The organism is Bradyrhizobium sp. 149, from assembly GCF_023073915.1.
Classification (GTDB): Bacteria; Pseudomonadota; Alphaproteobacteria; order Rhizobiales; family Xanthobacteraceae; genus Bradyrhizobium.
The window spans coordinates 98061-110552 of the sequence record NZ_JADPKK010000020.1 but is presented as its reverse complement, the minus strand read 5'-3'; the positions used below and the strand labels follow the sequence as shown (position 1 = coordinate 110552).

Sequence of the window (12492 nt, the reverse complement as noted above, 5' to 3'; positions counted from 1 at the left end):
GCGCTTGACGGCCATCAAATTCGCCGCTCATACCTCGTGCAGCGGCCGTTGCCGCACTGCAATCGGAGACACGTTCATGGACCAGCAACTCCTCGATCGCCTCGCCCTCCGCGACCTCGTCGAGAACTGGGCGGTCTGGCGCGACGCGGGCGACTGGGAGCGCTTTGCCACTGTCTGGCACGAAGAAGGCTGGATGTCCGCCACCTGGTTTCAGGGGCCGGCGCGGGATTTCATGCGGGTCAGCCAGGAGGGGTTTGCCAAGGGCGTGCGCATCCTGCATTTCCTCGGCGGCACCAGCATCGATCTCGCCGGCGCGCGCGCCATTGCGCAGACCAAGATGACCATCTCGCAGCGCGCGCCGGTGCACGACGTGCCCTGCGACGTCGTCTGCACCGGACGCTTCTATGATTTCCTGGAGAACCGGCAGGGGAAATGGGGCATCGTCCGCCGCCAGCCGATCTACGAGAAGGACCGCATCGACCCGGTCGACCCCGCCGCGACACTTCAGCTCGACCAGAAAGCCCTTGCCGCGCTACCCGAAGGCTACCGCCACCTCGCCTACATGCAGGAGCTGATCGGCTACAAGGTCAAGCGCGACATGCCGGGCCTGACCGGGCCCGAGGTCGAGAAGCTCTATGCCGACGGGCGGGATTGGCTGGCGGGGAAGGCGAACTGAAGTCCAGACAAAAGTAAGGCGCGACCGGCATCACCACGGTCGCGCCCTACGTCACCGGCTTATGGGGCAGGGGGGAATAGCCGGCTGTTGAGACGACTCCCGTCCGCGAAAGTTGTTCCAGGCGGTTGCGAAATTTTTCGCGGGGACCGTGCCTTTTTCGCACACGGTTAAGTGATCTTAACGACTGAGAACTCCCGGTCCTCTCCTCGCGTTGTTCCGCGATCGCCATGGGGCGAGGGACCGGCAGCCATGTCACAGATTCAAAAGGTGTTTTTAGGCGCCGTTGCGCTCGCGGCGACGCTTGGCGCGGTCCAGGTGGGCGCCGTGCAGCTGGCCTCCGGCCATGATCTGGATCTGGCCGATCGTTGGCAGGCGATTGCTGACAAGCCGGGCCATAACGTCAATCGCTCCAGCAAAGCCGACCGGCTCGCCGACATCAAGCAGGCGGAGGTTCCGACCCGCACGGTGTCGATGCGACTGAACGATCTGGCCGACACGTCGGTGCTGCTGAGGGTCCCCGCGGTCATCGAGACCGGTAGTGCCAAGCCGCCGGTGCTGCTCCCGAAGCAGAAGCAGGGCCGCAAGAACCCGACAATCGCCTGCGAGCCGATGGTCAGCTCCCTGACCGAGGTCGCAAAACTGCTCCAGCCCGGCCGCTGTGTGACCTGATCGGCATTTGCCACGGACAAGTCGCCCTCCGCCGGAGCGATTGCCTGCGTCCACTTGATCCCCTGCCCCCTCGCGTTATATCCCGGGTTTCTTCCCCTTTTCGATTGACCGGGTAAACGCATGACGACGTCAGACACGGCTGTGCATACGCAGTCCTTCCAGGCCGAGGTTTCCGAGCTTTTGCACCTGATGGTGCACTCCGTCTATTCCGAGACCGATATCTTCCTGCGCGAACTCGTCTCCAACGCCTCGGACGCCTGCGACAAGCTGCGCTATGAGGCAATCGCTACTCCGGCGCTACTGGGCGACGGCGACGCGCTCAAGATCCGGATCATTCCGAACAAGGCGGCCGGAACGCTCACAATCGCCGACAACGGCATCGGCATGGAGCGGCAGGAGCTGATCGACCACCTCGGCACCATCGCCCGCTCGGGCACCAAGGCCTTCGTGTCGAAGCTCAAGGAGGCCAAGGATGGTCTCGGCCTGATCGGCCAGTTCGGCGTCGGCTTCTATTCCGCCTTCATGGTCGCCGAGAAGATCGTCGTGATCAGCCGCCGCGCCGGCGAGAGCGACGTCTGGACCTGGACGTCGTCCGGCGGCTCCGGCTTCGAGATCGTGCGCGCGAGCGACGAGGAAGCGGCGCGCGTGGCGCGCGGCAGCGAAATCGTCCTGCACCTCAAGGACGATGCCAAGAAATATCTCGAAGCTTACGAGATCGAGCGCGTCGTCGGCGCCTATTCCGACAACATCCTGTTTCCGATCGAGCTCGTGCCGGAAGAGGGCGAACCGCGCCAGATCAATTCGGCAAGCGCGCTGTGGCAGCGCTCGAAATCCGAGCTCACGCCGGAAGACTACAAGAAGGCCTATCAGCAGATCGCATCCGCCTTCGACGATCCCGCGATGACGCTGCATTATCGTGCCGAGGGCCGCTATTCCTACGCCGTGCTGCTGTTCGCGCCCTCGACCAAGCCGTTCGACCTGTTCGAGCCGAACCGCAAGGGGCGCGTCAAGCTCTATGTCCGCCGCGTCTTCATCACTGACGATGCCGATCTGCTGCCGGGCTACCTCCGCTTCATTCGCGGCGTCGTCGATAGCGAGGATCTTCCGCTCAACATCTCCCGCGAGATGCTTCAGAACAATCCGCAGCTCGCGCAGATCCGCAAGGCCGTAGCGACCCGCGTAGTCTCCGAACTCGAAAGCCTTGCGGAGAAGGATCCGGAGAACTTTGCGAGGATCTGGGAGGCGTTCGGCGCGGTGCTGAAGGAAGGCATCTACGAAGATTTCGAACGCCGGGAAAAGCTGCTCGCGCTGTCGCGTTTCACCACGACCTCGGGCGAGAAGCGCTCGCTCAAGGACGTCATCGCCGATTTCAAGCCGAACCAGACCGAGATCTATTATCTCGTCGGCGACAGCATCGAGCGGCTGAAGTCCAATCCGCGGCTCGAGGCGGCGACTGCGCGCGGCATCGAAGTGCTGCTGCTGTCCGATCCCGTCGACGCGTTCTGGACCTCGATGCCCTCGGAGTTCGACGGCAAGCCGCTGAAATCGCTGAGCCAGGGCGATCTCAATCTCGACCTGATTCCGCGCGTCGACGACAAGGACGAGGCGAACAAGGACGAGCCGGCCGCGGATGAAGGCGCCACCATCGCCGTGATCAAGGCCGCGCTCGGCGAGCGCGTCAGCGACGTCAAGGCCTCGACGCGCCTCACCAGTTCCGCCTCCTGCCTCGTCGCCGACAACCAGGGCCCGAGCCGTGAGCTCGAGCGCATCCTGGCGCAGCAGAACCGCGGCATGAAGACGAAGCCGATCCTGGAGATCAATCTTCGCCATCCGCTGGTCACGGCGATCACGAAGGCTCAGGCCGGCTCCAAGGCGGTCGACGATCTCAGCCTGCTCCTGCTCGAACAGGCGCAGATACTGGACGGCGAGCTGCCGGAAGATCCCGCGGCGTTTGCGGCAAGGTTGAACCGGCTGGTATTGCAGGGGCTCGGCGGATAGCGGGCGCACCGCGCACTCACCTTGCCGTCATCTGCACGCAGGAACAGTCGCCTCTGCCGTGGTGTTATGCCATATGAGGCGGCCGGTATTCCGGCCGCCGACATGATCGATTCGAGGATTTCTCCATGCGTTTGCCGATCCTGACCCTCACCGCGATTGCCACGCTGTTCGTGGCGACAGATGCCAGCGCCCAGACCTATGATCCGCGCTATCCGGTGTGCATGCACGTCTACATGCCCGGCGGCTTCGGCGGTGGCGGCGGCGACTATTTCGACTGCTCCTTCACCTCGCTGCCGCAGTGTCGCGCCACGGCTTCGGGCCGCTCGGCAAGCTGCGACGTCAATCCCTACTATGCTTTCGATCAACCGCCGCCGCAGCCGCGCCGGCGCTACAAGAAGGTGCACTAGCGATCTATGATTGCGATGTCCGGGACATTTTTCATGCGTCGCTCATTCGGCCTGATCATGACCATCGGTGCCCTGCTCACGGCCGCGCCGTCGCAAGCACAGACTTTCGATCCGCGCTATCCCATCTGCATGCACGTTTATTCCGGCGCGAACGGCGGTGGCGGGGAGTGGTACGATTGCTCCTTCACCTCGCTGCCGCAGTGCCGCGCCACCGCTTCAGGCCGCTCCGCGAGCTGCGATCTCAATCCGTATTATCCGTTCAACGCATCGCCGCAGCGCTTGCGCCATCAGCGAGGCGGCTAGCGCGGAGCGATCCAGCGCTCCAGCTTCCCGTCAAGGTACTGTCGCTACTCCTTCCTGACGCCCGACAACTCGACCGGCTCTCCAGTTCACCTCGCCCCCGCAAGCAGGACAAGGGGACACGCGCAGCGCGCCCGACAACTGGCCTTGCGATCGCAGGAATTGCGCGGCCGCGCACGCCGATCCCCACCGGCTTGGTAACGGATGACTAGAGTTAATCGTGCACTAACGGGGTTTTACCTTGTCTCTTAACATCTGGGCAGGGCGCGCGAGCTAAGCTTAGGGAAACAGCAGACACGTTCCGAAAGAATGAACGGCATGAGCACCGGCGTCATCGAGCAACCGAAAGCCGCGCGCGCACCTTCGGCTTCAAAGATCTGGCTGAAGGCCATCGAGCTCACCGCGCGGATCGAGACGCTGCCGGGCCGGCTGTTCGCCGACGTCGTCGATGATTGGGCGCAGCGCCAGCCCGATCGCGTTGCGCTGGTCGCCGATGACGCGAGCCTCGACTATGAGGGGCTCTCGAAGCGCATCAATCGCTATGCGCGGTGGGCGCGCTCGGCCGGTGTGGCCAAGGGCGACACTGTCGCGCTGATCATGCCGAACGGCATCGATTATGTCGCGGCCTGGCTCGGCATCAGCCGCGTCGGCGGCGTGGTCGCGCTGATCAACACCAAGCTCGTCGGCCAGTCGCTCGCGCATTGCATCGGCATAGCAAAGCCCGCTCAAATCATCGTCGCGCACGAGCTCAATGAGGCGCTGGGCGGCGCGTCGCCGTACCTGAAGACCGAAGCAAAAGTCTGGACCCATGGCGATGCCCGCAGCGAGTGCGCGATCGATGTCGCGCTTGCCGCCGTCGATGACGGTCCGCTTTCGCCGGACGAGCGCGGCGACGTCACCATCAACGACCGGGCCCTGCTGATCTACACGTCCGGGACCACCGGCCTGCCGAAAGCGGCCAGCATCAGTCACCGCCGCATCCTCAACTGGGGCTTTTGGTTTGCCGGCCTCACCGGCGCGACGCCTCAGGACCGGCTTTACGATTGCCTGCCGCTGTTTCACTCGGTCGGCGGCATCGTCGCGCCATGCAGCATGCTCGCTGCCGGCGGCTCGGTGGTGATCGCGGAAAAATTCTCAACCTCAAATTTCTGGCCGGACATCGTGCGCCACGACTGCACGTTGTTTCAGTATATCGGCGAGCTCTGCCGCTATCTGCTCAAGGCGCCGCCGTCGGAATACGAGAACCGGCATCGCCTGCGGCTGGTCTGCGGCAACGGTCTTCGCGGCGACATCTGGCAAGATTTTCAGGCGCGTTTCGCCATTCCGCGCGTCCTCGAATTCTACGCGGCGACGGAAGGCAATTTCTCGCTGTTCAACGTCGAGGGCCAGCCCGGCGCGATCGGCCGCGTTCCGCCGCTGCTCGCGCATCGTTTTCCTGCCGGTCTTATCAAGCTCGATCCGGACAGCGGCGTGCCGCTGCGCAACGCAGAGGGGTTTTGTATCGCCTGCGCGCGCGGCGAGGCCGGCGAAGCCATCGGCCGCATCGGCACGGCGGATGAGGGCGGCGGCCGCTTCGAGGGCTACACCGAGGCGAGCGAGACCGAGAAGAAGATCCTGCGGGACGTCTTTTCCAGGGGCGATTCCTGGTTCCGCACCGGCGATCTGATGCGGCTCGACGACAAGGGCTTCTTCCACTTTGTCGACCGCATTGGCGACACCTTTCGCTGGAAGGGCGAGAACGTCGCGACCTCCGAGGTCAACGACGCAGTGCGCGATTTCACCGGCGTGATCGACGCCACCACCTACGGCGTCAACATCCCCGGCACCGACGGCCGCGCCGGCATGAGCGCGATCGTGGTGAACGAAGGCTTTGACGTCGAGGCGCTGCCTGCCCATCTCGCACGGCGCCTGCCGGCCTATGCCCGCCCCGTCTTCATACGCATCTCGCGCGAGCTCGATGCGACCGAGACGTTCAAGCAGAAGAAGGGCGAGCTCGCGCGCGAGGGCTTCGATCCGGACGCGATCTCCGATCCGCTGTTCATGCTGGACCTGAAGACCGGCGCCTATGTCGCACTCGATTCGGAAGCCTATGCGCAAATCAACCAGGGTACGATCCGGCTCTAGCCGCGGGAAAATCCGCCAGATAGGTCCAATTTTATCCGAATTGTCCAAGAAGCCATTTACTTCTGTCCGGTAAACAAGCGGCCATGGGGAGGCGGTCATCAAGAGCCGCCGCAACACGAACGACAACAGAAGCGAGCCAGCCATGTCGGTACGGTCTAAGGTCATTGAAGCGATCCAGCAGATCGCCAAGGAGCAGCACGTCGCGCTTCCCGCACTCTCGGACGATCTGTCCCTGCACGAGACGGGCTTCGACTCGCTCGCCTTCGCCATCCTGGTGGCGCGCCTCGAGGACGAGACCGGCGTCGATCCCTTCACCATCTCCGAGGACGCGGCGTTCCCCGCCACCGTGGGCGATTTCGTGCGGGCCTACGAAAATGTCCCTGCGTGAGATCTTTGCGCTCCGCGACCATCTTGGCGCTGAGCTGACCGGCCGCACGCTGTCGGACGCGCATGACGTCGTGTCGCTGACGGATATCCTGTCGCGGACGGTCCTGGGTGGCCGGCTGCGCGAGCTGTCCGGCCGCGCAGTACTGCTGAAGTTGTCCGATCAGCTCCGGTCGGGCCTTGCCATGATCGAGCTCGACGGCATCGCCCGTCGCATGCTGCTGTGCCCGCCCGATCTCAACCCAGCGCATCTCGATGCGCTGATCGCGGATGCCGGGATCGATGCCGTCGTCACCGACGAGCCGGATTGTTGGGCCGGGACCGGCGTGCCGCTGGTCGTCAGCGCACGACTGCCGCTTCAAGCCACCACGCCGGTCAAGACCGAACGCGCCACGGAATGGCTGATGCTGACCTCGGGCACGTCGGGCGTGCCGAAAATCGCCGGTCATACCTTGGAGGCACTCACCGGCGCGATCGTCGCCGAAGGCCCCGTGAAGGGGCCCGCGCCGGTTTGGGCAACGTTCTACGACATCCGCCGCTATGGCGGCCTCCAAATCTTCCTCCGCGCCGTCCTCTCCGGCGGCTCGATGGTGCTGTCCAATCCGCATGAGGCGCTCGGCGATCACGTCACGCGGCTGAACGCGCGGGGCGTCTCCCACATCTCCGGCACGCCCTCGCACTGGCGCAAGCTGTTGATGAGCGGCTCGGCCGCGCAGGTCGCACCGCGCTATGTCCGTCTCTCCGGCGAGATCGCCGACCAGGCGGTGCTCGACGGCCTGAAGGCGGCATTCCCGAATTCCTCTGTCGGCCATGCCTATGCATCGACCGAGGCCGGCGTCGGCTTTGCCGTCAATGACGGGCTGGAAGGCTTTCCGGCCGACTATCTCGGGAACCGCAACGGCGTCGAGATGAAAGTCGTCGACGGCTCGCTACGCATTCGTTCGACGCGCACGGCGCACGCCTATATCGGCCGCGATGCGGCTACGCTCACTGATGAGGACGGGTTTGTCGACAGCGGCGATATCGTCGAATTGCGCGGCGATCGCTACTATTTCGTCGGCCGCCGCGGCGGCATCATCAATATCGGTGGGCTGAAGGTTCACCCTGAAGAGATCGAGGCGGTGATCAACCGTCATCCCGACGTGCGGATGTCGCGGGCGAAGTCACGCAAGAGCCCGATCACCGGCGGCATCGTCGTCGCCGACGTGATCCTGGCCGACGGCACCGATCCGGCGCGCGCAAAAGATATCCGCGACCAGATCCTGGATCAGTGCCGCGCGCAGCTCGCGTCCCACAAGGTGCCGGCGGTGATCCGCTTCGTCGAGGCGCTCGACGTCACCCCGGCCGGCAAACTGGCGCGCACCGATGCATAATGTCCTCGTCACCGGCGGCAGCCGCGGTATCGGCCTTGCGATCGGCAAGCGCCTGGTCGGCGCCGGCTATAACGTGATCGCGGCGGCGCGGCGCGAGAGCGACGAGCTCAAGGCTGCGGTTGCTGGGTCGGAGGAGCGGCTGCATTTCCGCGCTTGCGACCTCGCTGTAATTGACGCGATCCCGGCTTTTGCAAAGCTCATACGCGACGAATTCGGCCCGATCTACGGCCTCGTCAACAATGCCGGCCTCGGCACCGAAGGTTTGCTCGCGACCATGCACAATTCCGCCATCGAGGCGCTGGTGCAGCTCAACGTGCTGTCGCCCATCATTCTCACCAAATATGTCGCGCGCCAGATGATGGCTGATGGTGCCGGCCGCATCATCAACATCTCCTCGATCATCGCGACCACCGGCTATAACGGCCTCTCCGTTTACGGTGCGACCAAGGCGGCCGCCACCGGCTTCACCCGTTCGCTCGCGCGCGAGGTCGGCAAGCTCGGCATCACCGTGAACGCGATCGCGCCCGGTTTCATCGACACCGAGCTGACGCACAATCTCTCCGACGACAGCCGCAAGCGCATCGCCAGCCGCAGCGCGCTGCGCCGCCTGCCGGAGACCGACGACGTCGCGCGCATGGTGGAATATCTGCTGGGCGAGGGCGGTCGCAATGTGACGGGTACCGTGTTCACGGTCGACGCGGGCAACACGGCGTAGGCGGAACCCCACCGCCACAATTGCGTTGATCCGGCGCAATGACATGATCCGAATTTGGTCGTAACATGCCCCGCAATCGATTGGGTTACGTCAATCGATCTGCCCTAATCGATAGGGAGCAGTTCATGACCGCTTCGAACTTGCGCCAAGCGCCGGCGAAGTCATCTCGCGAACAGCAAGGCGGCGTTCACTGCGCGCCGATGTCTCATCAAAATTCCGGTGATCACGGCTACGAAATGTATCCGCAGAAATTCGTGCGCCTTGTCGGCTGCCACGACGTCCCCGCATCCGCGCTGCGCAAGCGCCAGGACGAGAAGCTGCACTAGACATTCAGGTCCGGTGCTTCGGCAGGTCAATCGTTCGTGTGAGAATTCCGGCGGGCCGTCGGTCAGGCGGCAGATGCGGCGCTCGCGTTCGTTTCAGACAGGGCAGGATCGAGCAGCCCTCCAGTTCATGCACCGCAAGCTCTTCGATCCCAGTGGCATCCGATGCGAGCGGGTGCCCTGACCGGAGTGCCGGGGGCGCGATCTTCAGACCCGGTTGACCAGCTTGCAGATAACATCTGAGGGCGACAGATGACATTGCAGCGCGCCCTCACTTGTTGTCGGGGTCCATTTCGGCCAATGATTGCAAGGGCGCGCCGCCCGGCGAACCCGGATCGATCCTGCTACGTATGTCTTTTGGACGCGCGTCCCAACCATCCGGCATCCCTCGATGACATCAGCCTTCTATAGCGGCATTCCCGTCTTTCGCGGCTTCACCAGCCTGATGGATCCCGCTTTGTATTCGCCGCTGCCGGACGACTGGAGCATCGGTGTTGCCGACATCGTGGATTCCACCAAGGCCATCGCGGCGCAGCGCTATAAGGCGGTGAACATGGCCGGCGCCGCCGTCATCGCGGCGGTGACGAACGCATTGGAGGGCCGCGAATTTCCTTTCGTGTTCGGCGGCGACGGCGCAAGCTTTGCGGTCGCGCCTTCCGACGTCGAGCGCGCGCGCGAGGCGCTCGCTGCGACCGCGACCTGGGTTCGCGAAGATCTCGATTTGGGGATGCGCGTCGCGCTGGTGCCGGTGAGCGCCATCCGTGCGCAGGGCCTCGACGTGCGCGTCGCGCGCTTCGGTCCGTCGGCCAATTTGTCCTATGCGATGTTCTCGGGCGGCGGGCTCGCCTGGGCCGACGCCGCGATGAAGCGCGGCGAGTTTGCGATACCTGAGGCGCCTGCGGGCACGCAACCCGATCTCTCCGGCCTGTCCTGCCGTTTCGAGGTGATTCCGGCCTCGCGCGGCCTGATCTTGTCCGTGCTGGTGATGCCGACCCGCGGTGCCGATCCGCATGCCTTTCGCAAAGTGATCGAGGACATCATCCACCTCGTCGAGCGCAGCCCGGATGGCGGCCGTCCGGTGCCATCGCAGGGGCCGCCGCTGACATGGCCGCCGCAGGGGCTGGAATATGAAGCGCGCACCAAGCGCGGCGGTCCGCTGCTCGTGCGCCGCGCCGGCGTGCTGGCCTATACGCTGTTCGTCTACCTGATCATGCGCTTCGATCTCAACGTCGGCGGCTTTGTGCCAACCGTCTATAAGCGTCAGGTGGTCGAGAACTCGGACTTCAGGAAATATGACGACGGCCTGCGCATGATCCTCGACTGTACGCCGGAGCTCGAACGCGCACTCAGCGAACGTCTCGCTGCGGCCGCGCGCGACGGCATCGTGCGCTATGGCCTCTACCAACAGGACGCTGCGATGATGACCTGCTTCACGCCGTCGGCGCTGCGCAGCGACCACGTCCATTTCATCGACGGCGCGCGGGGCGGCTACGCCTCGGCGGCGACGGCGCTGAAGGCGATGATGGCGTGAGGCGCTAGCGCCCCGCGCGCGTCCAGGTCTCGCCGCCGCAGAGCGCGCCGACGCAGCCTTCGACCCGCAGCGAATCCCCGGATGTCACCGTAACGCTGCTCGCATAGGTGCTGCCGTCGTCGGCATTGTAGATCTGGCCCGACCATTTGTTCGGCCCTGAAGGCTGCATGCCGCTGAACAATGGCAAGCCGGTCATCGGGCGCCTCGCGAGCGCGGGATTGGGATTCTTGCTGTCGGTGGCGGGCAGGCCGGTCGCGGTGTCGTGGGGTTCACGCAGCCAGACGACATTGCCGCAGATGCCGTCGCCGCATTTGCTGATCTTGACGCGGGCATCGCCGGCCTGGGTTAGCCATGTCCCGTCGACGCTCTGCGCATGGGCGGCGGTCGCGCCAAGGAGCGCAGCCAGGAGGGCGATGAGAGCAGCGAATCTGGAAATCATGGAGAGGGCCCCGAGGTGGAGCGCCTCAATAGCAGCCCAGCACGATAGTGCAACGCTGGATGGAATCACATTTCTGCGTTTACTTGCCCGCGTTTCTTTATCTGCGCTTATTTGACCCAGCGGACGAAGGCGACCGAGCCTGCGGTCGACAGCCCGAACACCACCATGGCGCCGCCGACCAGCGCGAACAACGTCCAGGCCGGCGCCTGCGCCATCATCAGGCCGCCGCCGCCGATCGCGACGATCAGAAGCCGCGCGGTGGAGGCGAGCACGGGGCCGCCGACGCGCGCCGCGCCTTGCGAGGAGAAATACAGCGACACGCCGATGCCGAAGAACACGAAGGCCGGGCCTGCCCAGTGGAAATAGCTGTGCGCGGCGGCGGCAACGCCGGGATCCCTGGTGAAGAGCGCGACCCACAGCGACGGATCGAGCGCGATGATGAGGCCGATCAGGCCAACGGCAAGTCCCGAGGCCACAGCCGCGGTCCAGGCCACGCGCCGCGCGCGTTTCACCTGTCCGGCGCCCATCGCCACGCCGACCATCGGCACCGAGGCGATGCCGATGGCGAAGGTGATCGGGATCAGCAAGAATTCCAGGCGCGAGCCGATGCCGTAGCCGGCCAGCATCTCGGTGCCGAAGGTGGCGAGGATCTTGGTGAAGATCAAAATGGTGAGCACGGTCTGGAGCGGCGACAAGCAGGCGACCGCGCCGACCTTGAGGATGTCGACGAACAAGGCGCGATCGAAGTGGAAGGCGCGGAAATCCAACGGCAGCCGGCTGCGGCCGGACCAGAGATACCAGAGCAGGAAGACCGCAGCACAGGTGAACGCGACCAGCTGGCCGGCGGCGACGCCAGGCATCCCGAATTGCGGCACGCCGAACAGACCGAGCCCCAGCGTGCCGCCGAGCGCAACCTGCAGAAGGCTCGTCCCGATCAGCGCCATCGAGGGCATGCGCATGTCGCCGGTGCCGCGGATCACCGAGGCCAGCGTGTTGACGAGCCAGATCGCGATCGCGCCGGAGAACAGCACCTGCGAATAGCCGCAGGCTTCATCGAGCACGCGTTCCCGGCCGCCAAGCAGCGTGAACAACGAGCGGCCGAAGACCAGCATCATCACCGTGAAGAAAAGCCCGCCGCAGAGGCCGATGATAGCGGCGTGCAGTGCCAGCGTCGCCGCACGGTCCCGATCGCCTGCGCCCAGCGCGCGGCTGATCGCGGACGAGACGCCGCCGCCCATCGCGCCCGCGCTCATCATCTGCGTCAGCATGGCGAACGGAAACACCAGCGCGATCGCGGCGAGCGGAATGGTGCCGAGCCGGCCGATATAGGAGGTCTCGGCAATCGCGACCAACGTGCTGCCGACCATCGCGATCATGTTGGGGATTGCGAGCCGCAGCAGCGTCGGCAGGATCGGGGCCGTCAAAAGACCGGCGATCGAGGAGGCGACCGGGGCACGCGGCGGCACGGCGTCTACGGAGGCGTCGATCGTCATGTGTCACCGGGTGGAATATTAGATGATGCGCGACATACTATACGGCGTGCGGCGCCGGCA

At 64.8% G+C, this 12492-nt stretch carries 13 protein-coding genes; 11 read left to right on the top strand and 2 right to left on the bottom strand.

The annotated features are described in order from the left end of the window. The first annotated feature begins 76 nt into the window (after nucleotides 1-76). From IVA88_RS15540 to IVA88_RS15490, 11 genes are all read left to right on the top strand, one after another. Complete coding sequence (locus IVA88_RS15540) at nucleotides 77-676, top strand: nuclear transport factor 2 family protein (RefSeq protein WP_247498116.1); 600 nt, start codon at nucleotides 77-79, stop codon at nucleotides 674-676. 249 nt (nucleotides 677-925) lie between these two features. Further along, nucleotides 926-1345, top strand: coding sequence for a hypothetical protein (locus tag IVA88_RS15535; protein ID WP_247498115.1), 420 nt, complete (start codon nucleotides 926-928; stop codon nucleotides 1343-1345). A 120-nt stretch (nucleotides 1346-1465) separates the two neighbouring features. After that, nucleotides 1466-3343 (top strand): molecular chaperone HtpG, encoded by a 1878-nt coding sequence (gene htpG, locus IVA88_RS15530; RefSeq protein ID WP_247498114.1) that lies wholly within the window; start codon nucleotides 1466-1468, stop codon nucleotides 3341-3343. Nucleotides 3344-3468: 125 nt separating this feature from the next. Continuing rightward, entirely contained in the window at nucleotides 3469-3750 is a 282-nt protein-coding gene (locus IVA88_RS15525) for a DUF3551 domain-containing protein (RefSeq protein WP_247498113.1), read from the top strand. Between the two features lie 33 nt (nucleotides 3751-3783). Beyond that, nucleotides 3784-4053, top strand: a complete 270-nt coding sequence (locus tag IVA88_RS15520) for a DUF3551 domain-containing protein (RefSeq protein ID WP_247498112.1) — start codon at nucleotides 3784-3786, stop codon at nucleotides 4051-4053. 306 nt (nucleotides 4054-4359) lie between these two features. Continuing rightward, nucleotides 4360-6174, top strand: a complete 1815-nt coding sequence (locus IVA88_RS15515) for a long-chain-acyl-CoA synthetase (protein WP_247498111.1) — start codon at nucleotides 4360-4362, stop codon at nucleotides 6172-6174. 142 nt (nucleotides 6175-6316) lie between these two features. After that, the gene (locus IVA88_RS15510; RefSeq protein ID WP_007597226.1) at nucleotides 6317-6562 is read left to right on the top strand and encodes an acyl carrier protein; all 246 of its coding nucleotides are present in this window, start codon (nucleotides 6317-6319) and stop codon (nucleotides 6560-6562) included. Then, nucleotides 6549-7931, top strand: coding sequence for a fatty acid--CoA ligase family protein (locus IVA88_RS15505; RefSeq protein WP_247498110.1), 1383 nt, complete (start codon nucleotides 6549-6551; stop codon nucleotides 7929-7931). Before IVA88_RS15510 ends, IVA88_RS15505 begins: the two co-directional genes overlap by 14 nt. Beyond that, nucleotides 7924-8646: an SDR family NAD(P)-dependent oxidoreductase gene (locus IVA88_RS15500; protein WP_247498109.1), complete on the top strand. Its 723-nt coding sequence runs from the start codon at nucleotides 7924-7926 to the stop codon at nucleotides 8644-8646. Before IVA88_RS15505 ends, IVA88_RS15500 begins: the two co-directional genes overlap by 8 nt. A 125-nt stretch (nucleotides 8647-8771) precedes the next feature. Then, nucleotides 8772-8972, top strand: a complete 201-nt coding sequence (locus tag IVA88_RS15495; protein ID WP_247498108.1) for a hypothetical protein — start codon at nucleotides 8772-8774, stop codon at nucleotides 8970-8972. 388 nt (nucleotides 8973-9360) lie between these two features. Then, on the top strand, nucleotides 9361-10500 hold the full coding sequence (locus tag IVA88_RS15490; RefSeq protein ID WP_247498107.1) for a DUF3095 domain-containing protein: 1140 nt from the start codon (nucleotides 9361-9363) through the stop codon (nucleotides 10498-10500). 4 nt (nucleotides 10501-10504) lie between these two features. Here IVA88_RS15490 and IVA88_RS15485 read toward each other — a convergent pair whose 3' ends face one another. Next, complete coding sequence (locus IVA88_RS15485) at nucleotides 10505-10939, bottom strand: DUF2147 domain-containing protein (protein WP_247498106.1); 435 nt, start codon at nucleotides 10937-10939, stop codon at nucleotides 10505-10507. A 107-nt stretch (nucleotides 10940-11046) separates the two neighbouring features. Further along, complete coding sequence (locus IVA88_RS15480; RefSeq protein WP_247498105.1) at nucleotides 11047-12432, bottom strand: MATE family efflux transporter; 1386 nt, start codon at nucleotides 12430-12432, stop codon at nucleotides 11047-11049. Nucleotides 12433-12492 lie beyond the last annotated feature (60 nt).

Bases quoted from the DNA above. Each gene is read 5' to 3' on its own strand.
- IVA88_RS15540 (WP_247498116.1), top strand. From the start codon at position 77: ATGGACCAGCAACTCCTCGATCGCCTCGCCCTCCGCGACCTCGTCGAG.
- IVA88_RS15535 (WP_247498115.1), top strand. From the start codon at position 926: ATGTCACAGATTCAAAAGGTGTTTTTAGGCGCCGTTGCGCTCGCGGCG.
- htpG (WP_247498114.1), top strand. From the start codon at position 1,466: ATGACGACGTCAGACACGGCTGTGCATACGCAGTCCTTCCAGGCCGAG.
- IVA88_RS15525 (WP_247498113.1), top strand. From the start codon at position 3,469: ATGCGTTTGCCGATCCTGACCCTCACCGCGATTGCCACGCTGTTCGTG.
- IVA88_RS15520 (WP_247498112.1), top strand. From the start codon at position 3,784: ATGCGTCGCTCATTCGGCCTGATCATGACCATCGGTGCCCTGCTCACG.
- IVA88_RS15515 (WP_247498111.1), top strand. From the start codon at position 4,360: ATGAACGGCATGAGCACCGGCGTCATCGAGCAACCGAAAGCCGCGCGC.
- IVA88_RS15510 (WP_007597226.1), top strand. From the start codon at position 6,317: ATGTCGGTACGGTCTAAGGTCATTGAAGCGATCCAGCAGATCGCCAAG.
- IVA88_RS15505 (WP_247498110.1), top strand. From the start codon at position 6,549: ATGTCCCTGCGTGAGATCTTTGCGCTCCGCGACCATCTTGGCGCTGAG.
- IVA88_RS15500 (WP_247498109.1), top strand. From the start codon at position 7,924: ATGCATAATGTCCTCGTCACCGGCGGCAGCCGCGGTATCGGCCTTGCG.
- IVA88_RS15495 (WP_247498108.1), top strand. From the start codon at position 8,772: ATGACCGCTTCGAACTTGCGCCAAGCGCCGGCGAAGTCATCTCGCGAA.
- IVA88_RS15490 (WP_247498107.1), top strand. From the start codon at position 9,361: ATGACATCAGCCTTCTATAGCGGCATTCCCGTCTTTCGCGGCTTCACC.
- IVA88_RS15485 (WP_247498106.1), bottom strand. From the start codon at position 10,939: ATGATTTCCAGATTCGCTGCTCTCATCGCCCTCCTGGCTGCGCTCCTT.
- IVA88_RS15480 (WP_247498105.1), bottom strand. From the start codon at position 12,432: ATGACGATCGACGCCTCCGTAGACGCCGTGCCGCCGCGTGCCCCGGTC.